General features: G+C 61.4%; 23 protein-coding genes and 4 tRNA genes. 14 read left to right on the forward strand and 13 right to left on the reverse strand.

All coding sequences use genetic code 11. From position 1 onward, the window contains the following. Window positions 1-22 precede the first annotated feature (22 nt). A complete protein-coding gene (locus MTX36_RS07985) occupies window positions 23-799 on the forward strand; it encodes a helix-turn-helix domain-containing protein (RefSeq protein WP_243619182.1) in 777 nt (258 codons plus the stop codon). 2 nt (window positions 800-801) lie between these two features. Here MTX36_RS07985 and MTX36_RS07990 read toward each other — a convergent pair whose 3' ends face one another. Then, window positions 802-1,539: a polyprenol monophosphomannose synthase gene (locus MTX36_RS07990; protein ID WP_243619183.1), complete on the reverse strand. Its 738-nt coding sequence runs from the start codon at window positions 1,537-1,539 to the stop codon at window positions 802-804. 99 nt (window positions 1,540-1,638) lie between these two features. Beyond that, entirely contained in the window at window positions 1,639-3,705 is a 2,067-nt protein-coding gene (locus MTX36_RS07995) for a YgcG family protein (protein ID WP_243619184.1), read from the reverse strand. A 183-nt stretch (window positions 3,706-3,888) separates the two neighbouring features. Between MTX36_RS07995 and MTX36_RS08000 the strand changes: the two genes are divergently transcribed. After that, window positions 3,889-4,467 carry a YdcF family protein gene (locus tag MTX36_RS08000; RefSeq protein WP_243619238.1) on the forward strand — a complete coding sequence of 193 codons (579 nt, stop codon included), beginning with the start codon at window positions 3,889-3,891 and terminating at the stop codon, window positions 4,465-4,467. An 11-nt stretch (window positions 4,468-4,478) separates the two neighbouring features. Then, entirely contained in the window at window positions 4,479-5,777 is a 1,299-nt protein-coding gene (locus MTX36_RS08005; RefSeq protein ID WP_243619185.1) for a deoxyguanosinetriphosphate triphosphohydrolase, read from the forward strand. 4 nt (window positions 5,778-5,781) lie between these two features. Here the strand turns inward: MTX36_RS08005 and MTX36_RS29800 are convergent, their stop codons facing one another. Further along, a complete protein-coding gene (locus MTX36_RS29800; RefSeq protein WP_279394303.1) occupies window positions 5,782-7,215 on the reverse strand; it encodes a serine/threonine-protein kinase in 1,434 nt (477 codons plus the stop codon). An 83-nt stretch (window positions 7,216-7,298) separates the two neighbouring features. On the opposite strand from MTX36_RS29800, the gene dnaG reads away from it, so the two are divergent. Continuing rightward, window positions 7,299-9,230 (forward strand): DNA primase, encoded by a 1,932-nt coding sequence (gene dnaG, locus MTX36_RS08015; RefSeq protein ID WP_243619186.1) that lies wholly within the window; start codon window positions 7,299-7,301, stop codon window positions 9,228-9,230. Between the two features lies 1 nt (window position 9,231). Here dnaG and MTX36_RS08020 read toward each other — a convergent pair whose 3' ends face one another. After that, on the reverse strand, window positions 9,232-9,483 hold the full coding sequence (locus MTX36_RS08020) for a hypothetical protein (protein WP_094273802.1): 252 nt from the start codon (window positions 9,481-9,483) through the stop codon (window positions 9,232-9,234). A 136-nt stretch (window positions 9,484-9,619) separates the two neighbouring features. Between MTX36_RS08020 and MTX36_RS08025 the strand changes: the two genes are divergently transcribed. Next, window positions 9,620-9,692, forward strand: a tRNA-Asn gene (locus tag MTX36_RS08025). Between the two features lie 160 nt (window positions 9,693-9,852). Further along, window positions 9,853-9,925: transfer RNA gene (locus MTX36_RS08030), tRNA-Asn, on the forward strand. 175 nt (window positions 9,926-10,100) lie between these two features. Here MTX36_RS08030 and MTX36_RS08035 read toward each other — a convergent pair. Then, window positions 10,101-10,298 carry a hypothetical protein gene (locus tag MTX36_RS08035; protein WP_243619187.1) on the reverse strand — a complete coding sequence of 66 codons (198 nt, stop codon included), beginning with the start codon at window positions 10,296-10,298 and terminating at the stop codon, window positions 10,101-10,103. Window positions 10,299-10,477: 179 nt separating this feature from the next. Here MTX36_RS08035 and MTX36_RS08040 point away from each other — a divergent pair. After that, window positions 10,478-10,551, forward strand: a tRNA-Ile gene (locus MTX36_RS08040). Window positions 10,552-10,655: 104 nt separating this feature from the next. On the opposite strand, the gene MTX36_RS29805 is transcribed toward MTX36_RS08040, so the two are convergent. Next, window positions 10,656-10,790 carry a hypothetical protein gene (locus MTX36_RS29805; RefSeq protein ID WP_279394304.1) on the reverse strand — a complete coding sequence of 45 codons (135 nt, stop codon included), beginning with the start codon at window positions 10,788-10,790 and terminating at the stop codon, window positions 10,656-10,658. Between the two features lie 1,244 nt (window positions 10,791-12,034). Beyond that, a complete protein-coding gene (locus MTX36_RS08045; RefSeq protein ID WP_243619188.1) occupies window positions 12,035-12,238 on the reverse strand; it encodes a hypothetical protein in 204 nt (67 codons plus the stop codon). Window positions 12,239-12,471: 233 nt separating this feature from the next. Here MTX36_RS08045 and MTX36_RS08050 point away from each other — a divergent pair, with 233 nt between their 5' ends. The 3 genes from MTX36_RS08050 to MTX36_RS08060 all read left to right on the forward strand — a co-directional run bounded on the left by MTX36_RS08050 (window position 12,472) and on the right by MTX36_RS08060 (window position 15,106). Further along, window positions 12,472-13,599 carry an NDMA-dependent alcohol dehydrogenase gene (locus MTX36_RS08050; RefSeq protein WP_243619189.1) on the forward strand — a complete coding sequence of 376 codons (1,128 nt, stop codon included), beginning with the start codon at window positions 12,472-12,474 and terminating at the stop codon, window positions 13,597-13,599. Window positions 13,600-13,636: 37 nt separating this feature from the next. Continuing rightward, window positions 13,637-14,461, forward strand: coding sequence for a serine hydrolase (locus MTX36_RS08055; protein WP_243619190.1), 825 nt, complete (start codon window positions 13,637-13,639; stop codon window positions 14,459-14,461). A 138-nt stretch (window positions 14,462-14,599) separates the two neighbouring features. Next, the gene (locus MTX36_RS08060) at window positions 14,600-15,106 is read left to right on the forward strand and encodes a DUF3145 domain-containing protein (RefSeq protein ID WP_243619191.1); all 507 of its coding nucleotides are present in this window, start codon (window positions 14,600-14,602) and stop codon (window positions 15,104-15,106) included. A 50-nt stretch (window positions 15,107-15,156) separates the two neighbouring features. On the opposite strand, the gene MTX36_RS08065 is transcribed toward MTX36_RS08060, so the two are convergent. The 6 genes from MTX36_RS08065 to aceE form a co-directional block, all read right to left on the reverse strand. Then, window positions 15,157-16,590, reverse strand: coding sequence for an acyl-CoA carboxylase subunit beta (locus MTX36_RS08065; protein ID WP_243619192.1), 1,434 nt, complete (start codon window positions 16,588-16,590; stop codon window positions 15,157-15,159). A 103-nt stretch (window positions 16,591-16,693) separates the two neighbouring features. Then, entirely contained in the window at window positions 16,694-17,944 is a 1,251-nt protein-coding gene (locus tag MTX36_RS08070; protein ID WP_243619193.1) for a KasA/KasB family beta-ketoacyl-ACP synthase, read from the reverse strand. Between the two features lie 7 nt (window positions 17,945-17,951). Further along, window positions 17,952-18,227: a meromycolate extension acyl carrier protein AcpM gene (gene acpM, locus MTX36_RS08075; protein WP_033233096.1), complete on the reverse strand. Its 276-nt coding sequence runs from the start codon at window positions 18,225-18,227 to the stop codon at window positions 17,952-17,954. Between the two features lie 81 nt (window positions 18,228-18,308). Continuing rightward, window positions 18,309-19,217 carry an ACP S-malonyltransferase gene (locus MTX36_RS08080; protein WP_243619194.1) on the reverse strand — a complete coding sequence of 303 codons (909 nt, stop codon included), beginning with the start codon at window positions 19,215-19,217 and terminating at the stop codon, window positions 18,309-18,311. Between the two features lie 142 nt (window positions 19,218-19,359). Next, window positions 19,360-20,703 (reverse strand): CdaR family transcriptional regulator, encoded by a 1,344-nt coding sequence (locus tag MTX36_RS08085; protein WP_243619195.1) that lies wholly within the window; start codon window positions 20,701-20,703, stop codon window positions 19,360-19,362. Window positions 20,704-20,800: 97 nt separating this feature from the next. Next, window positions 20,801-23,656 carry a pyruvate dehydrogenase (acetyl-transferring), homodimeric type gene (aceE, locus tag MTX36_RS08090; protein ID WP_279394306.1) on the reverse strand — a complete coding sequence of 952 codons (2,856 nt, stop codon included), beginning with the start codon at window positions 23,654-23,656 and terminating at the stop codon, window positions 20,801-20,803. Between the two features lie 329 nt (window positions 23,657-23,985). Here aceE and MTX36_RS08095 point away from each other — a divergent pair, with 329 nt between their 5' ends. The 4 genes from MTX36_RS08095 (at window position 23,986) to MTX36_RS08110 (ending at window position 25,844) form a co-directional block, all read left to right on the forward strand. Beyond that, complete coding sequence (locus tag MTX36_RS08095) at window positions 23,986-24,537, forward strand: hypothetical protein (RefSeq protein ID WP_243619196.1); 552 nt, start codon at window positions 23,986-23,988, stop codon at window positions 24,535-24,537. Window positions 24,538-24,714: 177 nt separating this feature from the next. Continuing rightward, window positions 24,715-25,140, forward strand: a complete 426-nt coding sequence (locus MTX36_RS08100; protein ID WP_243619197.1) for a DUF3052 domain-containing protein — start codon at window positions 24,715-24,717, stop codon at window positions 25,138-25,140. A gap of 135 nt (window positions 25,141-25,275) precedes the next feature. Then, window positions 25,276-25,740, forward strand: coding sequence for a peroxiredoxin (locus tag MTX36_RS08105; protein WP_094275119.1), 465 nt, complete (start codon window positions 25,276-25,278; stop codon window positions 25,738-25,740). A 32-nt stretch (window positions 25,741-25,772) separates the two neighbouring features. Continuing rightward, window positions 25,773-25,844 (forward strand) — tRNA-Val (locus MTX36_RS08110). Window positions 25,845-25,881 lie beyond the last annotated feature (37 nt).

Raw genomic sequence — 25,881 nt, forward strand, 5'->3', positions numbered from 1 at the left:
CGCCGGTCGATATGTTGGGTACATGACGCAGAAAGTAGATGTGGGAACGCAACTCAAAGCGTGGCGCGAGAGGCGGAGACTTACCCAGTTGGGGCTTTCGTCGGCGGCCGGCGTTTCGACGAGGCATCTGAGTTTCATCGAAACCGGCCGATCGAAGCCCAGTAAGGACATGATCATTCATCTGTCCGAATGTCTGGATGTGCCACTACGTCAAAGAAATTCGTTGCTATTGGCCGGCGGTCATGCGCCGGCATACTCGCAGAGCGCATTGGCCGAGGCGCCGATGGCTGCGGTCAGCGATGCCATCAATCGCATTATCGACGCGCACGACCCATTTCCTGCCGTCGTGGTCGATCACCATTGGGATTTGATCGCCGGCAATCGTGCAGTCGGCATCCTGACCGAGGGGTCGGCGCCGTTTCTCCTGGAACCACCGGTGAATGTGCTGCGTCTGAGCTTGCATCCCGAGGGGATGGCGCCGCGCATTGTGAACTTGGCGCAATGGCGAACCCATGTGATTGCCAGGCTACGACGCGAAGTCGAGGTGACGGCGGACGCGCAACTGGGCGGGTTGCTCGAAGAACTACGGACCTACCCCAGCGGGGGCGAATGGCATGAAGACGAGATGAGTTCACTGCTGGTGCCGTTGCGGATTCGCGCCGGCGATACCGAACTGGCGATGTTCAGTACCACCACCGTGTTCGGTACGCCGCGCGACGTCACCTTGGCCGAGATCGCGATCGAGTCTTTCTATCCCTCGGATCCCGCGACCGCAGAGTTCTTCAGATCTGTCGGTTAGATCTACCGGGACTTCTTGCCGAACTTCAGCTTCCACGGAACCAGTGCCGACTCGATCTGAACGCTCAGGCTCATCTTGGAGACACCCTCGGTGCGCTCCTCGAAACGAATCGGAGTTTCGGCGATCTTCATGCCGCGCTGCACAACTCGGTAGTTCATTTCGACCTGGAATGCGTAGCCGTTGCTCTGTACCGATTCCACGTCGATGGCACGCAAAGTCTTTGCATGCCATGCCTTGAATCCGGCAGTCGCGTCCTTGACGTGCAGTCGCAGGATCGCGTTGACGTAGAAGTTGGCCCACGCCGAAAGTGCCTTGCGGTGCCACGGCCAGTCTCCGGCCACTGCGCCGCCCTCGACGTAGCGTGACCCGAGCACGACAGCAGCGTCCGTTGTGGTGAGGATCTCGATCATCGAGGGGATTACCTCGGACGGATGCGAGAGATCGGCGTCCATCTGAATGACGATGTCCGCGTTCTCGGCGAGAGCGCGGGTCATTCCGGCGACGTAGGCGCGGCCGAGTCCGTCCTTGACGGTGCGATGCAGAACACCTACCGGGATGGGTCCATCGATGCCCAATTTGTCCGCAACGTCACCCGTTCCATCGGGAGAGTTGTCGTCCACCACGAGGACATGCAGGTTCGGGATCTTCAACGCGGCAAGGCGATCGACGAGCTTGGGCAGGTTCTCACGCTCGTTGTACGTCGGTACAACCACGGTTATCTGCGGGGCAACGCTGTTCATAACACCTTCGTATGATCTGTGATCCCGACTTGCCGGATGGAGCGTACGACGAGGTCGGTCGCGAACAAAGTCAGAATTTTACTACCTCGAGTGCTGGCCTCAGAACCGGCCGCCGCCGCCGCCCCCGCGACTGCCCCGTCCGCCGCCCCCGCCGCCGCCGAATCCGCCGCCTCGACCGCTACTGCTCGGGCCACCGTACGACCGCGGACCGCCGCCGCCACCGCGCAGAACACTGTTGATCAGAATTCCGCCGAGGATCGCGCCGGCAGCGTTGTTGCCGCCACCCCCGCCGCGGGGGCGCTGGCTCGCTTCCCAGGCGCTGACGTCGTTCTGAGCGGCACGCAAAGCATGTGTAGCCAGCGTGGTAGCCGCCTGCGCATGTTGCAGGGCCGTCGACGGATCGGAGGCCTGCAACTGCTGAGCCGCTTGCAGGTGGCGCTGAGCCTCGGCGTAACGAGTACGTGCCTCGGCGCCGATCGCACCGCGACGGGTATTGAGGAAGTCGCCGGCAGCGGTGATCTGGGCCTGCGCAGCCAACATGTCCTGCGCGAGCCGCTGCTGCGCACGTTCGAGTTGCTGTTTCTGTTCCTGGGCTGCTGCGAGAAGTGCGTCCAACTGTGCGTCTGCCGCCACGACCTGGTTGAAGGCCCCGAGCGGGTCGGAGTCCTTCGACGCCTGGGCATGAGCCAGCGCTGCCTGCGCCGCGGCCTTCGCTGAGGCCAACTGCTCCCCGCCCTGGGCCAGATACGAATCCGCCGCCGTGATTCCCTGCTGCACATCTTCCATGGCGGCAGGCAAGGTTGCGATGGCATTGCGGATGTCGTCGGCCGCGTGATCCACACCGTCGAGCAGCTTGCGCGCCTGATCCAGTGCGGCTTCAGCAGTCCGAATCGCTGTGACAGCGCCGCCCTGCTTGCCGGCCGGCAAGGCGACGGCGTCGCGACCAGCCTCGATGGATTGTTCGGCAAGAGTCAACCGTTCACCGGCCATCGTCACGTTGCCGACCACCGGCGCCAGCGTCGGAGCGGGGAATTGGCTCTTGAGAGTTGTCAGGACTGCCTCGGACTCAGGCAGACGGACACTGAGTGCTACGACGCTTTGTGTCAGAGCGTCCAACCTCGCGGGCGCATTGATAAGGAGGTCACGCATTGCGTCGAACTCTTCGACCCGCGCTTCCAATTCTTGGTCGGCACGACCACAGGAAGAAATGATGTCGATCAGCATCTGACGCCGCTGCTCCGGTGACTCCGGGATGGCGTCGTCAAGCTTCTGCCTGATCCCGAAGGCCCCGGCGAGCGTCGACCTGGCTTTGTCGAACGCCTGGGCAAAAGGTGCGACGGCGGCGTCACCGAATTCGCTCCGTGCAAGTTCGAGTTCTTCCTGGCTAGCCGAGATCGCATTGTCGGTCTCGACGAGAATCGCCTTGGCCCGGTCGTCGAGCGTCGGCAAGGGAAGTGCATTCAGTCCGGCAATGTCGTCGGGCGCGATGTGCTTGGCGGCCTCGAGGCTTGCCTTGTTGTGATCGGACTTGCGTTTGCGTGAGTACAGAACCACGCCGCCGGTTCCAACGATTACCGCACCACCGGCGATGAGGAGTGTGCTCGCGGACATGCCGCCGCTCTTGGAGTTCGCGTCACCGAGGGCGCCGGCGGTGGCGATCGCTGCGCCGGCCCAATCGCCGTCGGCGAGAGCGGGTTCCAAGGCGTCACCCGTGATGGAGTCGATGTCGGACTGTGTGATGTTCTTCAATCCCGGTGGAACATCGAGGTAGTAGGCGCGTTCCGTTGTTGCGACTGCGAGCAGTACGGCATTGTTGCGAAGAGTCGACTTGGTGGCTGTCTGCTCCGCCCAGGCCTGACCGCCCATCTCGTTGAAATCGGGAACGAATGCGACCCACAGATCGATTTGATGGTCTTCGCTGAGTTGGTCGATTGCAGTCTGGATGTCGTTCTTCTGACCACTGTTCAACACGCCGGACGTATCGGTGATCTGGTTGGGAAGCACCAACGGCGGATCTGCCGACGCGGCCGCCGGGCTGAAAATCAGCGCGAGAATGGCGAAGAGCGCCGCGACTGCTGACATAGCGCCCCAGCGCCGAATCGGACGGAGATACGCCCGGCCGCGATCCGTCGGGGACGACTGCTCGATGTGTGCTGCGAAGGCCATGACGCAAATCTAACCGTTGTGGCGAGTCGGCAGCGCAGGTGACCGATGCGAACTGGCACAATTGCGGGAGTGAAACCAGCTTTCGGCAACCGATCCCGCAACTCCACGTCCTCACGGGCCGGTGGCGGCTTCGGTGAGGGTTTGGCGCGATGGACCCGACGGTTCATCGTCGGGGCCATCCTCATGACGTTTGTTCTGATCGGTGGGACGGCGGCGCGGGTGTGGCAGGTTGCACGAATCGACGACACCACCCCCGCCGACGCGATTGTCGTTCTCGGGGCGGCCCAGTATTCGGGAACTCCGTCGTCGGTATTCGAAGCCAGGCTCGAGCAGGCGTACAAGCTGTACAAGCGAGGCGTCGCTCCCCAGATCATCACCGTCGGCGGCAAGCAGGAAGGTGACGAGTACACCGAAGCTGCCTCGGGCAAGATGTATCTGAGCGACCGGGGGATACCGTCCAGCGCGATCACCGCAGTCGAAACGGGTTCCGATACCCTGCTCAGTATCGACGCCGTCAGTGCCGAAATGTCTTCACAGGGAATCAATTCCGCAGTTCTGGTCAGTGACCCCTGGCATTCGCTACGCACCCGAACGATGGCCCGCGACACCGGCCTCGAGGCCTGGACAGCTCCCACCAGGCAAGGCCCCGCTGTATTCACCCGCGAATCTCAGCTGCACGGAATCGCCCGCGAAACCGGCGCGCTGCTCTGGTACCAGCTCACACATTTCTCCGCTGACTTCCCCTACACGGCAGGGCAATAGGAGCATCCATCATGACGGCACACACCACCTACGGCGGCGGAACCTACTCCGAGCACGATCTGGAACGTCGCGTCGTCGAAACTCCGAAACGAGCGGGGCTACCGGGCTCGCAGATCGCTGCGGCGCAACACCGTTCGGACTTCTCGCGCGACCGCGCCCGCGTGCAGCACTCCGCAGCGCTACGACGCCTCGCCGACAAGACGCAGGTCGTCGGACCTCGCGACGGCGACACCCCACGCACCCGACTCACACACTCGATGGAAGTTGCCCAGATCGGCCGCGGGATCGCCGATGGACTCGGCTGCGATCCTGACCTCGTCGACCTTGCGGGTCTGGCACACGACATCGGGCATCCGCCATACGGACACAACGGTGAGAAGGCGCTCGACGAAGTCGCTCACAGTTGCGGCGGTTTCGAAGGCAACGCCCAGAACCTGCGCATTCTCACCCGCCTCGAACCCAAGATTCTGCGACCCGACGGGTTCAGCGCCGGCCTCAACCTCACCCGCGCGGCCCTCGACGCCGCGATCAAATATCCATGGACGAGGCCCGAACCCGGCGCCAAATTCGGTGCCTACGACGACGACGCCGACGTGTTGGCCTGGGTACGCGAAGGCGCCCCCGAGCGTCGGCAAGCACTGGAAGCGCAGGTCATGGACTGGGCAGACGATGTCGCCTATTCAGTGCACGACGTCGAAGACGGCGTTATTGCCGGCCGTATCGACCTGCGTTCACTCGCCGACCCGATTGAACAGCGGGCTCTCGCCGAATTGGGTGCGTCGGAGTTTCGGGGCCTCGTCGTCGATGATCTGATCGAAGCGGCGCAACGCCTGTCGGAACTGCCTGTAGTCCAAGGCGTCGGAAGCTACGACGGGACCCTGCACAGTTCCGTCGCACTGAAGAACTTGACCAGCGAACTGGTTGGACGCTTCGCAACGGCGGCCATCGCCGAGACTCGGTTGACCAACGGGGATCGTCCGCTCACTCGCTACCAAGCAGATCTCGACGTTCCCGAAGCCGTTGCCTCCGAAGTCGCGCTCCTCAAAACCGTTGCGCTGTATTACGTCATGTCCGACGCCGGGCACAAAGCACGCCAAGACCGTCAACGTGACCGAGTACACCGAGTCGCGGAATGGCTACTGGCAACTGCGCCGGCGGGATTGGACCCGATCCTGGTTCCGGCCTGGGAACACGCCGACAGCGACAGCGCCCGCACCCGAGTGGTCGTGGATCAGATCGCGTCGTACACGGAAAGTCGCCTCGAGCGCGTCGACAAAGCCAGCCTCGGCGCCCAAGCAAGCTGGGGCTGACGCTTCAGCAGGTGATGAAGCTGCTCGGATCGGTCGAGCGGTCCAGCCACTTGCCGTAGGCATCGCCGTCGGCGGCCTGAACGTCGGCGCAGATCTCAGCACGTGTGGTTCCCGAGGGGCGAAAGACTGCATAGATTGCTGTGCCGGAGTCCGAAACCTGGCGCAACGACGAGCAGGACTGGTCGGTGCGCAGGTACTGCGAACCCGGAAACATGTCGAGATAACGCTGGATGTCATTCGCATACGTTGCTGGATCAGTGGCATTGGCCAGCACGACAATTCCGGAACCGTTGCACGACGGAACCGTCATCAACTCACTCAATCCGAGGTCCCCGAACCGGGCGACTGCGGCCACCGTGGTGGTGAGCGGTGCGGTGGTGGTGAGCGGTGCGGCGGTGGCTCTCGGTGTTGTTACTCGGCTTGTAGTCGGTGCTGGGGTGGTTGTAGTTGCCGGCGTGGTGGTTGTTGCCACCGCGGCAACAGCAGTCGGAGCTTCCTCGGAGGATCGCGACATCAGCCAGATCGCGGTGCCTCCGGCGGCCAGTAGGACAGCAGCCGCGGCAGCGCCGAGAATGATCGGCACTGTGCGCCGGGTTGCCGGCGCTACCGGTGGCGGCGGGGGAAGGGTGGTGAATCGAACAGGCTCGCGAGGAGGCGCCGGCGGCGGGGGTTGCATCGGGCGTGGAGCTATCGGCACCAATTGCTCCGGAGCATCGGGCATCGAGAGCGCCCGAGTCGCGTCCTGAGTGAACTCGCGAGCCGACGAATAGCGTCGGGTGGGGTCGACGGACATTCCTCGGGCGACGACTGTGTCGAAATGCCGTGGGAGCGAGCGAATAACGGAACTCGGTGGCGATTCTTCCGAAAATGTCGTTCCGGTCAGCGATTCGTTCAAGACTGCAGCCAGTGCGGTGACGTGGGCGATGTTCTCCCCGGTCGAATCGGGGATACCGAAATCAGCGAGATACACGAAATCCGTCGACGTGATGATGACGTCGTGCGGTGTGACGGTCCGATGGATGAGACCAGCCGCGCGTGCCGCATCCAATGCTTCGGCGAGTTGGGAAACGATGTGCACGGCGCGGGCAGGTTCGATTCGGCCGTTCGTGGCCAACTCGCTGCTCAGAGTGTGCCCCTCGATCAGACGCATATCCATGAAAGGGACACCGCTGACGGTCCCGGATTCGTGGACCGGGATGACGTGCGGGTCGCTCACGCCGGCGCTCGATCGGGCCGAAGCGAGAAATCGCTCGACAATTTCCGGATTGTCGGCGGCCTGCCCGTTCAGGAGTTTGAGTGCGACCACCCGACTCTTGGATGTGTCGTAAGCCTCGTAGACCTCGCTGGTACGGCCGCGGCCCAGTAGCCGGCGTAGTTCGTACACTCCGAAGTGCGTGCCCACACGGTTGTCAGGGGAGTTGTCGCCACTCTGTGTCATTGTCGGTCTCATCGCTCCCGTTCGGAATGAGCATTCAACATATCGTTGTCCGGCGGTATCGCCGGACCACCTAGACTGGTGGCGTGGCGGGCCGAATTTCTGACAGAGACATCGCGGCCATTCGCGAACGCACACGAATCGAAGACATCGTCGGTGAGTACGTCTCGCTCAAGCGCGCTGGTGGCGATTCCATCAAAGGTCTGTGCCCGTTCCACGACGAGAAGTCCCCGTCGTTCCACGTGCGTCCCAACCACGGGCTCTACCACTGCTTCGGCTGCGGTGAGGGCGGCGACGTCTACTCGTTCCTTCAGAAGATGGATCACATCAGTTTCGTCGAGGCCGTCGAACAGTTGGCCGACCGACTGAACTACTCGATTTCCTACGAGGGCGGCGGTCCCTCGGTTCAGCGCGATCGCGGGACGCGGGCACGATTGATCGCAGCCAATGCGGCCGCTCAGGAGTTCTACGCTGCCAGGTTGAAGGAACCCGACGCGCAAGCTGCGCGCGATTACCTGACCGAGCGAAATTTCGACGGTGCGGCTGCCCTGCAATTCGGCTGCGGTTACGCGCCCGACGGCTGGGATATTCTTACAAAACACTTGATGGCCAAGGGATTCGAGTTCAAAGAGCTCGAAGCTGCCGGGTTGTCCAAGGAAGGTCGACGCGGCCCGATCGACCGATTCCATCGTCGTCTGCTGTGGCCTATCCGCAGTGTCGCCGGCGACGTCATCGGCTTCGGTGCGCGCAAACTATTTGACGACGACACCATGCCGGGCAAATACGTCAACACCCCGGAAACCATCCTGTACAAGAAGTCTCAGGTCCTATTCGGTCTCGATCTAGCCAAACGTGATATCGCCAAGGGCCACCAGGCGGTCGTCGTCGAGGGATACACCGATGTGATGGCGATGCATCTGGCCGGCGTCAAGACCGCCGTCGCATCCTGCGGCACCGCATTCGGTGAGGAGCATCTTGCGATGCTGCGCCGACTCCTGATGGACGACAGCTACTTTCGTGGCGAGATCATCTACACCTTCGACGGCGACGCCGCGGGACAAGCTGCTGCGATGAAGGCCTTCGAGGGCGACCAGAAGATGGCCGGGCAGACCTTTGTCGCCGTCGCCCCGGACGGAATGGATCCGTGCGATCTCCGTCTTGCATCCGGCGACGCGGCCGTCCGTGACCTTGTAGCGCGCCGCACCCCGATGTTCGAATTCGTCGTCAAATCCATCCTCACCGAACACGATCTCGAGACCGCCGAAGGTCGCGTCGAGGCCTTGCGTCGGACTGTTCCCGTCGTCGCGCAGATCAAGGAATCGACACTGCGAGACAGCTACGCGAACCTCCTGTGCGGGTGGGTCGGTTGGGACGATCTTCCATCCGTGCGCCGACGCGTACGTGACGAAGCTCGCAAGCGGGCAGCCATGCGTGGTTCGTCGCCCGCACCCAAGCGTCGTCAAGTTATCGCGGAACCGAGCGACGACGCTTTGGCGCTGCCGATCGGCATCTCGAGGCCTCGCCCCAACGACCCGGCGCTCTCTACCCAACGAGCCGTCTTGAAGGCGGCCCTGCAGTATCCCGGGATCGCCGGAACAGTATTCGACTCCCTGCCCGCCGAAACGTTCACGCATCCGGCCTACGTGGCAATCAGGCAATCAATGGCCGACGTCGGAGGAACCAGCAAGGGGCTCGGCGGCGCCGAATGGATCGACGTCGTCACCAAGGGCGTCAACGACGTGACGGTTGCCTCGGTAATCTCGGAATTGGCCGTAGAACCGATGCCCTGCGACGAAGAGACCGTTCCGCGGTACATCACCGGCGTGCTCGCCCGACTGCAAGAAGCCTGGGTCGGCGAACAGGTCGCGGACCTCAAATCGAAGCTTCAACGTATCTCGCCGGCCGCAGCACCCGAGGAATACAACTCACTGTTCGGCGACCTCGTCGCACTCGAGCAGTATCGCCGACAACTGCGTGAACAAGCTGTCGGCGATACCAGCGCCGGATTGCCCGGCTGAGCTAGCGGTTCTTCTTCAACTGGTCGTGGGGGACCAGGATCGTCGTTTCCTCGTTGAGCGGCTTCATGGGCTCGAGCTTTGGCTGCGTGCTCAATGAGTCCGCCAACTTCTGACGCGACGCGTCCAGCACCTTCTTGGTGGCCGGACTGGTCGCCACAGCCTTGGCTGCCCGGCTGATCTGTTCGTATCGTGCGCGGCCTGCCTTCGTTCCCAGGACGTACCCAGCTGCAACACCGATCAACAAACGCATCATTCCTGCTTCCCTCCAGCACCGATCGTCCTGTCTCCATCCTGCCTGATGACTCGCTGGGCAGGCGATTTGGTACTTCGGTCATGCGTTCGCTAGAGTTTCTCAAGCAACGCCGGAACGGGCGTTGCAAGCAAGATAATCCCCTGTAGCTCAATTGGCAGAGCTTCCGACTGTTAATCGGACGGTTACTGGTTCGAGTCCAGTCGGGGGAGCGTGTAACCCCCATTCGGAGTAATCCGGGTGGGGGTTTTTCGCTTTTCTGTGTGTCGAACAGGCGCACGATGGGGGCTGTAGTGCCGTATTGGTACTTCGGCGATGCATTGGGTAATGTTGCTGTCAGCAACGTCGTGATCGGCGCTGTCGGCAAGATAATCCCCTGTAGCTCAATTGGCAGAGCTTCCGACTGTTAATCGGACGGTTACTGGTTCGAGTCCAGTCGGGGGAGCAGCAATGAAGGTGTCCCTGATCCGCAATCGCGGGTCGGGGACATTTTTTTTGTTGTCCGGGCTGAATTGAGGCAGGCACGAGCCGGAGTGCGAAAAGTGCTCCGCCCGTGGTGAATCGAGAGCAAGAAAAACCCCGACGCAGTGATGCGCCGGGGCTTGACTTGAAAAGAGCGACTACTTCGCTGCGCGGTCCGAGGGCTCGAACAGGCGCACGATGTGGGCCGGGTTGATGTAGTAGACCCCGTTGGGGGAGTGGAGGACCAACGTGTCCTCCGTGAAGTCCTGGACGGTGCCGTTGAGCTTCGCGCCATCGGACATGATGATGCGGATAGTGGCCTTGGAGTTCTTGAATTCAGAGAGTGCAAGCTTCATGTGATGATCCTGTTCCGTGGGGTGTGCTCTCCAACGGTATCGGGTTCACGCGCCAATGCCGACCAAGTCGATATCTCGTGCACTCAGGTGAGGTGGACCAGTCACAACCTGCCCGGTTGTGATGTGCGTCGGATGGGCCGGTAACATTCGGACGCGCCGAGATGCAGTGCATTTCGGATGGGGCGGTAGCTCAGTCGGTTAGAGCCGTGGACTCATAATCCATTGGTCGTGGGTTCGAGCCCCACCCGCCCCACAATTAGTTTGCAGTTCAGAGGCCCTTTCGGAGAAATCCGTGAGGGCCTTTTTGCATCTCTGCCCACATTTTGCCGCCACACCTGGAACTAAGCACGCTGCGAATCAAGCCTGGTGACGCCACTTCGGCCAGCGCGGCAGCATCGAATCCAGAGTCTCGTCACTGCCTTGTGTCCGAGCATCGTCGGAATGCCCCTCAGATTCGTCCCAATGGACGCCGCAGAGAGTGCCTACGGTCATCTGGTGTTATCTCCGGCACGTTCGATTTTTTGACCGCATCATCAAACCGCTGGTGACGTGCACCTCTATTCAGGATCACACCGCCACCAAACGTAGGGCACACAAGGCCGATCGGATCCTTGCCGAGGCATGCGGCATTGATTTGATCGGCCACGAACCGAGACGCCGACACTGAGCTTGCCTGATGATTTTCACAGGCTCCCACTTCAACTTCCCGTCAATCTCGCTACCTGTTCGACGAGCAGTCAACGGCGTTTCTCATCTCAGCGGTGAACATTGAATGGGGCCATCTCGCCCCAGCACAGTAGCCCGATCGGAACCAGTGGCGAACCTAGCCAGTCAATGCAGAAGAGCTAGCTTGGACATGAGTCCACATCCTTGCCTCCCAAGCTAATGGACGACGACCAGTGCCAGTTTTGTCCTAGCGCGTCTGCTGGCGCACTAGGCAAGACTGCTGAGATCTGACCGGGGACACTAGTGTCGGGTAAGCCAGACAGGTTTTGCTGCTTGCCGGACTGGTCCGCCACAAAGTATGCAATCTGATCACCGTCAAGAGTCTTGTATCCCAACTGTTTGACAACGGTTCCGCTTTGGTTGGCGCCCGACAGTGAAAATAGAACTGTGCCAGAGGTTGGCAACTGGCCTGAGTAGGTCCACGTCACCCGTACAGCGTCTCCGGCATAACCTCCGACGCCGAGTTCCGTCGATGTCGAAACCAGTCCCACCGGTGAAGCTGGATTCGCGTTGGAACAGGAGCTGGCATCTCCGCGCACCACAACTTTGCCTGGAAGATCCGGGGCCACGGCGACTGCAACTGGAATAGTCGAGGTTGGCTGAGTGGCCGACTTGCCGACCGAAATTGAAGCTGTGGACGCAGTAGGCGCATCGGAACTCTCGCCACATCCAGCAAGTATTAGTGGTGCGGCCAGAATGGCAAGTGCCAGTTTTGTTTTCACGCCCGAATGGTCTCATGTGACCTGTAGTGCTACATCGATTAATTTAGTATTGCTGCATGTCAGTTTGGCAGCCAAGTAGCTTCTTAACGCGGCGCGGCAGCGTTCACGGTCCGGCAGAACGGCCAGAGACAACCTCGTTTTCTGGCCGGGGTATGGTCGGTGGCCAGTGTGGCTTTGGCCATTTCGGGTTCTGGGCACCAGTTCCCGATCCGCCCCACATTCGCCCTGCGATTCTGAAGGATTTCACTCGCTCAGCGAACGAAATCCTTCACAATCACTTCATCCCACTCAGGTCGAGTAGTCGCGCAGCGTGAACACGAATCCGACTGCAATTGTCACTACCGCGGCGATGTAGACCGTGAACCGCAACCACACCGGCCCGACGTAACTGACTGTGATCGCGGCAGCCAGGGCGACGATGATCATGACCACGCCGTAGGCCGGTGTGCGTTGCGGATGTTCTCCGTGCCGATTCCCGGAAGTTCCCATCATCAAAGTCTGCTCTGCGTCGGAAGGCGGGGGCAATGGCTGGAGCGAACGGTCCGAAAATCTGGTTGTCCCACTCAGTGGGTCATTCGGAAGTTGGGCGCCGCGCCGAAAGTGCAGCTCAATAGCGCGTCTGACCTGCGAATCTAAATCTTTCGTTAGAACACGTTCCAATTTCGGCCATTTGTGGCTATGGTCACAAAGAAAGATGCGGGTGTGCGAATGAAAGGTGAAGTGACGTGAAGACCAAGGGTGCAATCCTGTGGGGCCTGGGCGAGAAGTGGTCCGTCGAGGAGATCGAGATCGGCGAGCCGGTAGCCGGTGAAGTCCAGATCCGCATGGAAGCGGCCGGAATGTGCCACTCCGACCACCACATCGTCACCGGCGCAACGCCGATGGCGTCGTTCCCCGCAATGGGCGGACACGAAGGTTCCGGTGTGATCACCAAGGTCGGCGCGGAGGTCCACGGCCTCGAGGTCGGCGACCACGTCGTGCTGTCCTTCATCCCCGCGTGTGGAACCTGTCCGGCATGTTCGGGCGGGCACCAGAATCTCTGCGACCTCGGCATGGGACTGCTCAGCGGCCAGGCGATCAGTGACGGCACGTACCGAATCCAGGCTCGCGGCGAGAACGTGATCCCGATGTGCCTGCTCGGAACATTCTCTCCGTACATGGTTGTCAACCAGTCGTCCGTCGTGAAGATCGACAAGGACATTCCGTTCGAGGTTGCCGCGCTGGTCGGTTGCGGCGTTCCTACCGGTTGGGGATCGGCAACGCACATAGCCGACGTCAAGCCCGGTGAAGACGTTGTCATCATGGGTGTCGGCGGCGTTGGCATCAGCGCGCTTCAGGGCGCTGTGGCCTCCGGTGCGCGCAAGATCTTCGCCATCGACCCGGTGCCGTGGAAGCGTGAGCAGGCTCTCAAGTTCGGTGCCACTCACGTCTACGAAAGTGCTGCGGCGGCAATCGAACCGATCATCAACGAAACTCACGGCCGCATGGCACAGAAGACCATCATCACGGTCGGTGAGATGAAGGGTGAGTACGTCGAAGAAGCGATGATCCTGACCGCCAAGGCCGGCCGAGTTGTCGTCACGGCGATGGGTCACCTCGTGGATATGGACGTCAAGCTCAACCTGTTCCTGATGTCCATGCTGCAGAAGGATCTTCAGGGCAACATCTTCGGCGGCGGCAACGCTCGTCAGGACGTTCCGAACCTCCTTGCCATGTACAAGGCAGGCAAGCTCAACCTCGACGACATGATCACCCGGACGTACAGCCTCGAAGAGGTCAACGAGGGCTACCAGGACATGCTGGACGGCAAGAACATCCGTGGCGTCATCCGTTACACCGAAGCTGACTGGTGATCAGTTAACTGAAATCAGGGGCCAGTAGTCTGATCGAGTGCACAGTCTTGACGTAATCGATCAGTGGCCGGTCGACCATGCGGTAGCGGTCGTCCTCTCGGGAAAGAATTCCGACGAGGGCGGCCGCTTTCCTGCGTTCCACGGCGATCAGCACCGAGTATTCCCCTTGGCGTCGGTGACAAAACCGTTGTGTGCGTACGCAATTCTTGTTGCCGTCGAAGAAGGTGCAGTCGAGCTTGATCAGCCGGCGGGTCCCGAAGGTTCCACCGTTCGCCATCTGCTGGCGCACGCGTCGGGGTTGGCTTTCGGGGAGCGGAAGGTCCAGGCGCCCGTCGCATCGAAGCGCATCTATTCGAGTGCGGGGTTCGAGGTGCTCGCAGAGTTGATCGAGAGCGAGACGGCGATACCTTTTGCCGACTATCTGGCCGAGGCAGTCTTCGAACCGTTGCAGATGACCACGGCAGAATTAGTGGGACCGGCGGGGCACGGAGCCCAGGCGTCGGCCGAGGATCTGTCGAAGTTCGCTGCAGAGCTACTCGCTCCGACGCTGATTTCGACGCAGACGCACAAAGCGGCGACTTCGGTGCAGTTTCCTGGCCTGAACGGAATTTTGCCGGGATACGGCTCCCAGCGTCCCAACGACTGGGGTTTGGGTTTCGAGATTCGAGGTCACAAGAATCCGCACTGGACCGGTCTGGCGAATTCCGAGGCCACGTACGGTCACTTCGGTCAGTCGGGAACTTTCCTGTGGGTGGATCCGAGTATCGACCTGGCGTGCGTCGTTCTTACCGATCGACCATTCGGAGACTGGGCCAAGCCGTTATGGACCGAAGTGTCCGATCGCGTAATAGCGGGGAAATAGCAGACAAATAGGGAACAATTTTCTCTCGTTTCACTAGCGCAACATGGGCATCACAGGCACACTGTTCAATCGAGCCTGCTTCACAAACTCGGCAGAGGTCGTTGGGGAAGACGTCCCTCGTCGAAGCAGGAGGCTCGTGTGCAACCGAATCACCTCGCGGATCTGACGGCTGGTGTGGTCTACATCCACTCGTCACCCGCTGCGTTATGCCCGCACGTGGATTGGGCCTTGTCCGCCACGTTGGCAAGTCCTGCCAAGTTGAGGTGGACTTCTCAGCCGGCAGACAACGGACTGCTTCGTGCAACAACGGATTGGTCCGGTCCCGTCGGAACCGGTGCCAGACTGGTTGATTCGCTGCGCGTGTGGCCGATGCTCAGATTCGAGGTCACCGAGGACGCCAGCAGCGGGGTGGACGGCGAACGCTACAGCCATGTACCTGGGCTTGGGCTGTGGCGTGGGTCCACCAGTGCAAACGGTGATGTGATGGTCGGTGAGATGCGACTGAGATCCATCATGAAAGCGGGCGGCGACATCGTGGCCGAGATCGATCGCGCGATGGGCGCGCCCTGGGATGAAGAGTTGGAACCGTACCGAAGCTCCGGTGAGGGCGCAGAGGTGATGTGGCTACACCGTCGAGTGAGCTGATGTGAACGTGGAGGGCGGGCCGCTGATCAGCGGCCCGCCCTCCACGTTTCTCACAACGGAATGTTCTTGTGGCTTCCACGTACGTTCGGTGCGGCAGCAAGAGCCGCCGTGACAATGCTGCGAGTCTTGGCGGGATCGATTTCTCGATCGACCACACCGATTTCGACGGCCCGATCCACGCCACCGGCAATGGCTTCGTGCTCGGCTGCGAGTCGATCGTGCAAGGTCTCACGCTCGTCGTCGGGTGTGGCGGCCAGGGCACGCTTGTGCAGGATCCCCACAGCGGCCTTGGCTCCCATGACAGCAACTTCGGAATTCGGCCACGCAAACACGGCGGTTGCGCCGAGTGCGCGGGAATTCATCGCGATGTAAGCGCCGCCGTAGATCTTTCGGGTGACCACAGTGACGCGGGGAACTGTGGCTTCAGCGAAGGCGTGCAATAGTTTTGCGCCGCGTCGGACAACGCCTTCCCATTCCATCGACACACCCGGCAGGTAGCCCGGGACATCGACGACAACCACCAGCGGAACTCCGAATGCGTTGCACAAGCGTACGAACCGCGCCGACTTCTCAGCACTCTCGGAATTGAGGCATCCGCCCAGACGCAGCGGATTGTTGGCGATGACGCCGACAGTGCGGCCGGCCATCCGGCCGAATCCGGTCACGATGCTGCGTGCGTAATTACCTTGCAGCTCTTCGAAACTCGACTCACCCTCGACGTTGTCGAGTAGTTCGTGGACGATCGGGCGCACGTCGTAGGCGCGTTTCGCCGACGCCGGCATCATGGCCCGCAGATCGGAATCGCCGAGTTCGGCAGCACGCTGATCGAACGTGCCCTGCTCACAAAGCATGGAGACGAGTCGTCGGGCACGGTGTAGAGCGTCGGACTCGTCGTGTGCGGCGATGTGTGCGACACCGGACTTCTTGGTGTGGGTGTCGGGTCCGCCGAGTGAGACCATGTCGACCTGTTCGCCGGTGACGCTGCGTACGACGTCGGGGCCGGTGACAAAAACTCGACCTTCGGGCGCCATGATGACGACGTCGGTCAACGCCGGACCGTAGGCGGCTCCGCCGGCGGCAAAGCCCAGAACTACAGAGATTTGGGGGATCAGGCCCGACGCGCGGACCATCGCCTCGAAAACAAGTCCGACGGCATGGAGGGCTTCGACGCCCTCGGCCAGACGGGCGCCACCGGAATGCCAGAGGCCCACGATGGGAGTCTGCTCGTCGATGGCGGTATTGATCGCGCTGACAAGATGTTTGCATCCATCGACGCCCATAGCGCCGCCCATGACGGTGGCATCCGAGCAGTAAGCGATAGTGCGAATACCGTCGATCATCCCGGATGCCGCGAGGACACCGGATTTGTCACGGGGGTGGAGAGGAACGGTAGTTCCCGGATCGAACAGATTCTCCAGGCGCGCAAGGGGATCGCGTGGGTCTGTCGACGATTCGGACTTTGTCACGGGGGCCAGAATGGTCATCGCGTCCTCCTTCAATTACGTGCCTTCGGGTTAATTGCCGATCGGTGTGCCCGCGGGCGACGCTGTGATCGTGGCGTCACCCGCGGACAGGTGCAACGACTGGCTATGCCCGGCCGAAAGCGAGCGCAACATTGTGCCCACCGAAACCGAACGAGTTGTTCAGTGCGAAATCGAAGCTGCCGGTTCGGGCTTCGCCCTTGACGACATCGAGATCGATTTCTGGATCCTGGTTGTCGAGATTGAGCGTCGGCGGAATGATTCCGTCGCGCACAGCCAGAACCGTCAGGACAGATTCGAGAGCGCCGACAGCGCCGATCGAGTGTCCCAGCGCGGATTTCGGTCCGTACACCGCAGCGTGATTGCCCACTGCGGAATTGATTGCCGCAGCCTCTGCGATGTCGCCGATCGGCGTCGCAGTGGCGTGAGCATTGATGTGCTTGATATCCGACTTCGTCAGACCCGCCATCTCGATCGCGCGAGTCATCGCTCGCGCCGCGCCCAGCCCTTCGGGATGTGGTGCCACGATGTGATAGCCGTCGGAAGTGATTCCGGAGCCCAACAGGCGAGCATGAATCGTAGCTCCACGTGCCTTGGCATGTTCCTCGGTTTCGAGGATCATGAGAGCGCCGGCTTCTCCGAACACAAAACCGTCGCGGTCCTTGTCGAAAGGACGTGAAGCCGCAGTCGGGTTCTCGTTGTTGGTGCTCATCGCGCGCATCATGGCAAAGCTCGCGATGGGCACGGCGTCGATGAAACTCTCGACACCGCCGGCCACCACCATGTCCACGTCACCCATGACCAGCATGCGGTGAGCGTGAGCGATGGCTTCGGAACCGGACGAGCAGGCGGAGACGGGAGTGATGACGCCGCCGCGAGCGCCGAGTTCGAGGCCCACTGTCGCAGCCGGTCCGTTAGGCATGACCATCTGCACCGAGAACGGGGACACCTTTCGGTAGCCTCCGCTTCGGAGCTTGTCGACCGCGTCGATCAGCGTGTCGCCGCCGCCGAGTCCGGTGCCGATAACAACCGCGAGGCGGTCCTTGTCGACCTCGGGACTACCGGCGTTGCTCCACGCTGTGCGGCCGAGGGTGAGCGCGAGGCGCTCGACCCAGCTCATCCGTCGGATTTCAACTCGCGAGAGGCCCTCGTCCGGTGAAACTTTGAGGTGCCCGCCGATGCGAATCGGAAGATCGAATTCTTCGATGAACGGATCGTCGAGGACTCCGATGCCGCTTTCGCCGGCGAGCAGTGCCTTCCACGTGCCATCCACATCACCAGCCACCGACGTCGAAGTCGCGAGGCTCGTGACTACGATGTCGGGAAATTTCCCCCTGCGGGTAGAAGCGGAAGTCACGGTCGGCTCACTCTGCGTTCTTGGCTTCGGCGCCTTCGGCTTCGAGCTTCTGAATGTAGGCAACGATGTCGCCGACGGTGCGCAGGCCTGCAAGATCCTCATCCGGAACCTTGACGCCGTACTTGTCTTCGGTCTGGACAGCGATCTCGACCATGGACAGGGAATCAATATCGAGGTCGTCCACGAAGGACTTGTCAGCGGTGACCTCGGAAGGCTCGATACCGGTGACCTCCTCGACGATCTGGCCGAGTTCCGCGATGATTTCTTCCTGAGTGTGGGCCACTGGTGTGGCTCCCTTCTTGATCGATTGAGGTAGTGCGCCACGTTCAGCGTTAGGCAGCTGAACGTGGGTGGAGCGCTCGGACTACGGCTGTCCGGGCAGTTCGGAGATATCCTCCGGGTTCTTGAGGGCCAACGTCGGCGTGCCACGCATTTCACGCTTGGCGATACCGACGAGGGCTCCAGCAGGCGGCAACTCCACGACCAGGGTGACTTCGGCAGACCGCAGCGATGCGGAGCAGAGTTCCCAGCGGACGGGGCGGGTTACCTGAGCAGCAAGTTTGGCAAGTGCATCGGCACCGGAGGTGACCGGCAATCCGTCCGAATTGGAGAGCAAAGTCCTTATCGGATCGGAAGGCGTGACCTTGGCGGCAGCGGCTGCGACTGCGTCCTGAGCCGGAGCCATGAACCGCGTGTGGAACGCGCCGGCGACGGGAAGCGCGCGCACCCGAGCTTTGGCGGGCGCGTTGGCCGCGAGTTCTGCCAGTGCAGTGAGAAGACCTGCTGCGACGATCTGACCAGCGGCATTGCGGTTGGCTGCCTCCAGGCCGAGTTCCTCGATGCGTGCCAGAACTTCAGCTTCGTCGCCGCCGAGAACGGCTGACATACCCGTCGGTTCGAGGGCGCAGGCCTTGGCCATCTCGGCACCGCGAACGGCAGCGAGTGCGACGGCATCGTCAGCGGAGATGACGCCGGCGATAGCGGCTGCGGCGAGTTCGCCCACGGAGTGGCCGGCTGCGATCACATCGGAGCCGAGCAGGCCCCGTGATTCGATTTCCTCGTAGGCGAGGAGGGCAGCTGCAACGACGAGCGGCTGAGTGACCGACGTATCGGTGATCTCCTCGGCTGTTGCGGTAGTGCCGAGGCGGACGAGGTCCAAGCCCGCGGCTTTCGACCACAGTTCAAGACGGTCTTGCGCGCCGGGCAGCGTCAACCATGGGCTGAGCATGCCGGGTGTCTGAGAGCCCTGTCCTGGGGCGAGCAACGAAATCACTTACTAAGAGAACACTGCGCGGAGCCGCCTGCGAGATGTCGGTCGCGATGAACTCTGCTGGCACGTTTTGTAGGTTTCCCACAAATTCCCACGTCGCGGTCCGCCATCGGAATTGGACGCCGAAGAGTTACATCCCGGTTCGTCACACTGTGAAGGTTGTGACCGGAGTTACCAATTTGTCCACTTTGTTGTCGATTTGCGTCAATCGGCCCACGGTAGCTGCTATACGCAATACGTATGCATCGCGCGGATTTGTAGGATCCCGACCGGTCACCTCGGTAATTCTTTTGAGTCGATACCGAACGGTATTTGGATGAACAAACAGCTGACGTGCGCAAGTCTCAACCGCACCTCCACAGTCGAGATAGGTGTCCAAAGTGTCGGTCAAGACGGTGCCGCTCGCAGCTAAAGGCGTGACGAGATGATCCTGCAGGGCATCGACCGCGGCCTGGTCGCCCAACAGTGCGCGTTCGGGCAGTAGCTCCGTCGCAAACACGGGGCGTGGAGCACCCCGCCACCCGGCGACAGCCTTGATTCCGGCCAGCGCCTCGGACGCACTGAAATGTGCAGCGCTCAACGTCGGTGTGGTCGGGCCGATCACGACAGGTCCGTCGGCGAAGTTCTTCAACAGATCCTGAATAAATTCACTCTCTTCGGATTTACTGCTGACGTCGCCACTGACAATCATCACGAGGCGACTGCCCTGAACGACAGCGAGCACCGCGCGACCATGAGTTGCGGCAGTGGAGTGAACATTTCCAGCGACCGATACCCGTTCATCCGGCGGCGGCGACCCGACAATGACGGTGGCAGGAGCTGTTGCGTCCCAATTGAGAGTTGCTGCTCGCGAAAGCATGTCCGAACCGGTATCGCCCCGGACAACGGCGTCGACGACCAACGCTTCCAATCGGGTATCCAGAGCGCCACGAGATTCGGCAGCGCTCGCGTACACGGTCGCAGCCGCGAATCCGAGCTCGCGGCCGTATCTCAGGACAGCTTCCGTCAAAGCAATGAGTTGCTGGTCGTTGCGGGCGAGCGCCGGCAGCCACTTCTCGAAGAATTCCATCGCGACTCGGACCATGTCGACGGTCTGCCGCAGAGTGAGGCGGCGTGCCAAATCCTGGGGGATGACGGGAAAGGACTCGTACCCGAAGCTGATCTCCGAATCCAACTGCTTGAGCCACTCCAGGAAATTTACCACCGACGTTTGCACCAGCAACTGAACATCGGCGCGCTGGGATGCGTCGAGACTGTCGAAGAATGGAAGTTCCTCTTCCATCACCGTCACAGCCTCGGTGGCCAGACGGCCGGAAAACTGCTTGACGCGGCGCAGCAATGCGTCCGGCAGTGGATCACGAACTTGGCGACGCTTGGACAGCGAAGCCTGCAAACCGGAAGTAGACGGACGAATTCTCCGTACCCCGACTTCAGGCACGCCGGCTTCGGCTGCTGCGACTCCAGATTTAGGGGAATCAGGTTCGTGCATGCTGCAAAACTTACGCCCATCGCTGTGGATGTCGCGAGGCTGTAGATGCCTCGAGGAAACCCGCAGCGATGGGCGCTGGTAGTTCGAGCGGTGAAACTTACGCGCTACCGGTGTCCCCGGTCTGCTCGGGTGCAGCGTTCACGTCGTCGATGCGGTAACGCGCCGCAGCCTCCACGGCCTGGGTGCGATCGATCGAGCCTTCCTTCGCCAGTCCGTTCAGAACTGCGACGGTGATGGACTCGGCATCGACATTGAAGAAACGACGAGCCGCGGTGCGTGTATCCGAGAAACCGAAGCCGTCGGTGCCGAGCGTGGTGAAGTCGCCCGGTACCCACTGGCGGATCTGATCGGGAACTGCCCGCATCCAGTCGGATGCAGCCACAAGGGGGCCCTGCGCCGCTGACAACGCGGTGGTGACAAAGGGAACCGGTGCGTCCTCGGCCGGGTTGAGCAAAGCCTGACGCTCGCACTCGACACCCTCGCGGCGCAATTCGCCCCACGACGTGACCGACCAGATATCTGCGGAGACACCCCACTCGTCGGCCAGCATCTGCTGAGCCCGCAGACCTTCCGGCATTGCCACGCCGGAAACCAAGATCTGAGCCTTCGGACCTGCCGAGTCGGAGGTCTTGTAGAGGTAGATGCCCTTGAGCAGACCCTCGACATCCAAACCGGCAGGTTCGGCCGGCTGAACATACGGCTCGTTGTAGATGGTCAGGTAGTAGAAGATGTTCTCGCCGCCGAAACCGGCCACGCCTTCCGTACCGCCGTACATACGACGCAGACCGTCCTTGACGATGTGAGCGAGCTCGTAGGAGAACGCCGCGTCGTAGGTGACCGCTGCCGGGTTGGTCGACGCCAGGAGAAGCGAGTGACCGTCGGCGTGCTGCAAACCTTCACCGGTCAACGTGGTTCGGCCGGCTGTTGCGCCGAGAACGAATCCGCGAGCCATCTGGTCGGCAGCTGCCCACAGGCCGTCGCCGGTGCGCTGGAAACCGAACATCGAGTAGAAGATGTACAGCGGGATCATCGGCTCACCGTGCGTGGCATACGACGTGCCGACCGCGGTGAACGACGCCGTCGAACCCGCTTCGTTGATGCCCTCGTGCAGGATCTGACCGACCGAGCTTTCCTTGTAGGCAAGCATCAGGTCGGCGTCGACGGACGTGTAGAGCTGTCCGTTGCGGTTGTAGATCTTGAGCGACGGGAACCACGAGTCCATACCGAACGTGCGGGCCTCGTCGGGGATGATCGGCACGATGCGCTTGCCGATCTCCTTGTCGCGCAGCAGTTCCTTGAGGATGCGGACGATGGCCATGGTGGTGGCCACTTGCTGCTTACCCGAGCCCTTGCGGATGACGTCGTACGTCTTGTCGTCGGGCAGCTTGAGCGGAGCGGCGTCCGTATTACGGGACGGCAGGAATCCGCCCAGAGCCTTACGACGAGCCAGCATGTACTGGATTTCCGGTGAGTCGTTACCGGGGTGGTAGTACGGAGGCAGGTACGGGTCCGCTTCGAGTTGTGCGTCCGTGATCGGCATACGGGTGGAGTCGCGGAAATCCTTGAGATCCTGCAACGTCAGCTTCTTCATCTGGTGCGTCGCATTGCGCGCCTCGAAGCCCTTGCCCAGCGTGTAGCCCTTGATGGTGTGCGCAAGGATGACCGTCGGCTGACCCTTGTGGGCCATGGCAGCGGCGTAGGCGGCGTGAACCTTGCGGTAATCGTGGCCACCGCGCTTGAGGTTCCAGATTTCCTGATCGGTCAGGTCCTTGACCAGATCCTTCGTGCGCGGATCGCGACCGAAGAAGTGATCACGAACGAACGCGCCGTCGTTGGCCTTGTACGTCTGGAAATCGCCGTCCGGTGTCACGTTCATCAGATTGACGAGCGCACCGTCCTTGTCGGCGTGCAGCAGTGAATCCCACTCGCGTCCCCAGACGACCTTGATGACATTCCAGCCGGCGCCGCGGAAGAACGACTCCAACTCCTGGATGATCTTGCCGTTACCGCGCACCGGTCCGTCGAGGCGCTGCAGGTTGCAGTTGACGACGAACGTCAGGTTGTCGAGGCCTTCGGTGGCCGCCACATGAGCGAGACCGCGTGACTCCGGCTCGTCCATCTCGCCGTCGCCGAGGAATGCCCAGACATGCTGATCGGTGGTGTCTTTGATGCCGCGATCATTCAGGTAATGGTTGTATCGCGCCTGGTAGATAGCATTCATCGGGCCCAAGCCCATGGATACCGTCGGGAACTCCCAGAAATCGGGGAGCAAACGCGGATGCGGGTACGAGGGGAGTCCGCCGCCGAAATCAGCGTGGCTCTTCTCCTGACGGAACCCGTCCATCTGCTCGGCCGGGATGCGGCCCTCGAGGAATGCGCGGGCGTAGATGCCGGGGGAGGCGTGACCCTGAATGAAGATGTGGTCGCCGCCGCCCGGGTGTTCCTTGCCGCGGAAGAAGTGGTTGAAGCCGACCTCGTACAGCGCCGCGGAGGACGCGTAAGTCGAGATGTGGCCGCCGACGCCGACGCCCGGACGCTGCGCGCGGTGCACCATGATGGCGGCATTCCAGCGGATCATGGCGCGGTAACGACGCTCCACATCCTCGTCACCGGGGAACCAGGGCTCGTTCTCGGTGGGGATGGTGTTGACGTAGTCGGTCGATGTCAGCGCAGGCAGTGCAACATGCTTCTCGCCGGCGCGTTCGAGCATCCGCAGCATCAGATAGCGGGCGCGGGTGGGGCCGGACCGGTCCAGGAGTCCGTCGAACGACTCGAGCCATTCGGTGGTCTCGTCGGGGTCGATATCCGGAAGGTACGACGCAACGCCTTCACGGATGACGCGTACTCGGCCATCCGTTCCGGGCGTGGGATTGGGTGACGGTGACCCCGCCACTCCCGTTCCGCCGGATTCGGCGTTGGGCTGCGACGCGGGACCCTGGATCAGGTCAGACAACGTTTGCTCCTCATTGGGTTTGGGGACGCATGGTTGGGCGTCCTCTGCAGGTGATCGAGACCTTGTTAGGCCCGATCCACTTCCATGATGAATATGGCGCGTACCTCAATCTTTCACCATCCCGGTCGGCCCGGCACACTGTGGCCCTGGTTACCGTCGGGTAGCCTTTTTCAGTTCGGCGCCCGTCGGCGATCGTTGCCGGTGGCGACAGGGAGGGTGGGCCCTCGCGAGTTGCTGCCATTGCGGTTTGTCGGCGACAGTGTTTGTGGCGCCAGTGATTGGTGGCGCCAGTGGTTTTGGCGGCAGTGAATTTCTAGGGGAGGCGGATCGTGGGACCGAAAACAAGTGAGGGCAGGGCTCGTCGTAGCGCCCTCGCCCTCGCGCTCGGAGCAGTGGCGGTGGGTTCGGTTGCGATTGTCGGCTGCTCCGGTGCTGTCGAAGGATCACCGAAGCCCAACGCGGCTCAGGCTGCCGACTATCAGGCAGAGGTGACGTCGTCGGTGGTCGCAGTCTCGTCGTCGAAGGCAGCTGCGGCTGCAGCCGACAACGCCCTCGCGATTTGCGAAGGGATGGTGGCCCGATCGAAGGAAGACGTATCTACGTTCAACGCGTATATCGATGCCAATAACAACGATGCTTCCGACGTCAAGGCCAAAGGGCGCGCCGCGGTTTCTTCGGCCGACGAGATGGCGTCGTGGCTCGATGAGGTTGCCGGAGACCTTCCATCGGTGCTGTCCGGACTCTTCTCGGACCTTGCGGACAGCTTGAGTGAAACGGCCCGCGTCGTCGAACGTGACCACACGGCCTCTGAAATCAACTCAATCACCGATACAAATAATTCGATTCGAGATTCGATCCGCAGCGAATGTGGAGCCCTGTGACCTGCGTAAATTCGAAGGCGTAAGGTTCCGAGAGCGTCAGGAGGCGCAGATTGGCAAAAGTTTTCGGCGTGGTCGGCTTGCGCTAACGCCTCCGACCCTGTTCGCTTTCCCTAACCGAACAACAAACGTTAGGTGTGCGGGGACTCCGCACGCCATCAACAAAAGGAGGACCTCACCGTGGTCGCCGCGGCGGATGCCCAGAACTACGCTCAGAAACTAGGGATTACTGCCGACATGGTGGTGCAGGAACTGGGCTGGGACGAGGATACCGACGACGGCATTCGTGCCTCGGTTGAGGAAACCATCGGCGGGGAAATGCTCGACGAGGACTCGGACGAGGTCATCGATGTCGTGCTGCTGTGGTGGCGCGACGAGGACGGAGACCTTGTCGACGCCCTGATGGATGCCATCGGTCCTCTCGCAGACGAAGGTTTTGTCTGGATTCTCACACCCAAGACAGGCCTCGACGGTCACGTCGAGCCCAGTGAGATCGCTGAATCTGCACCTACAGCCGGTTTGACTCAGACTTCGGCCGCGAACCTCGGTGATTGGTCGGCCAGCCGACTAGTTCAACCGAAGGCTCGTCCGGCCGGCAAGCGCTGACCAGGACTTCTTCTGTAAGCAGTAGTGCATCGGACGGCGCAAGCGCGGCGTCCGATGCATTTTCAGTTTCCAGCGCATTTTCAGTTTCTGAGGCACCGTCAGTTTCCGATGCACTGTCCAGTTAAGGAATCGCTCATGCCTATCGAAGTTGGTGCCCAGGCACCGGAATTCACGTTGAAGGATCAGAACAACCAGGAAGTCTCACTTTCCGACTTCCGTGGCAAGAAGAACGTTCTGCTCGTCTTCTACCCGCTGGCCTTCACCGGCACCTGCCAGGGTGAGCTCTGCAAGGTTCGTGACGAACTACCCACGTTCGAAAACGACGACACTGCAATCCTGGCCATCTCTGTCGGTGCTTCGCCGACGCACAAGATCTGGTCGGCCGAGCAGGGCTACACCTTCCCGTTGCTGGCTGATTTCTGGCCGCACGGTGACGTTGCGCAGAAGTACGGCGTGTTCAACGACAAGTTGGGCTTCGCGAACCGTGGAACATTTGTCATCGACAAAGACGGCATCGTCCGCTTCGCTGAGATGAATGGTCCCGGAGAGGCCCGTGACCACGGGCTTTGGGCAAACGCCATCGCTGCGTTAGAGTCTTAGAGCACTCCCGGTGAGGTTCTCGCCGGGAGTTCGGGCGTGTAGCTCAGTGGTAGAGCTCTGGTTTTACACACCAGCGGTCGGGGGTTCGAAACCCTCCGCGCCCACCGAAGGACGAAGCCCCGGCCCGCATGTACATGCGGG

Origin of the sequence: Rhodococcus sp. ARC_M6, assembly GCF_022810305.1 — a bacterium.
GTDB lineage: Bacteria > Actinomycetota > Actinomycetes > Mycobacteriales > Mycobacteriaceae > Rhodococcus_F.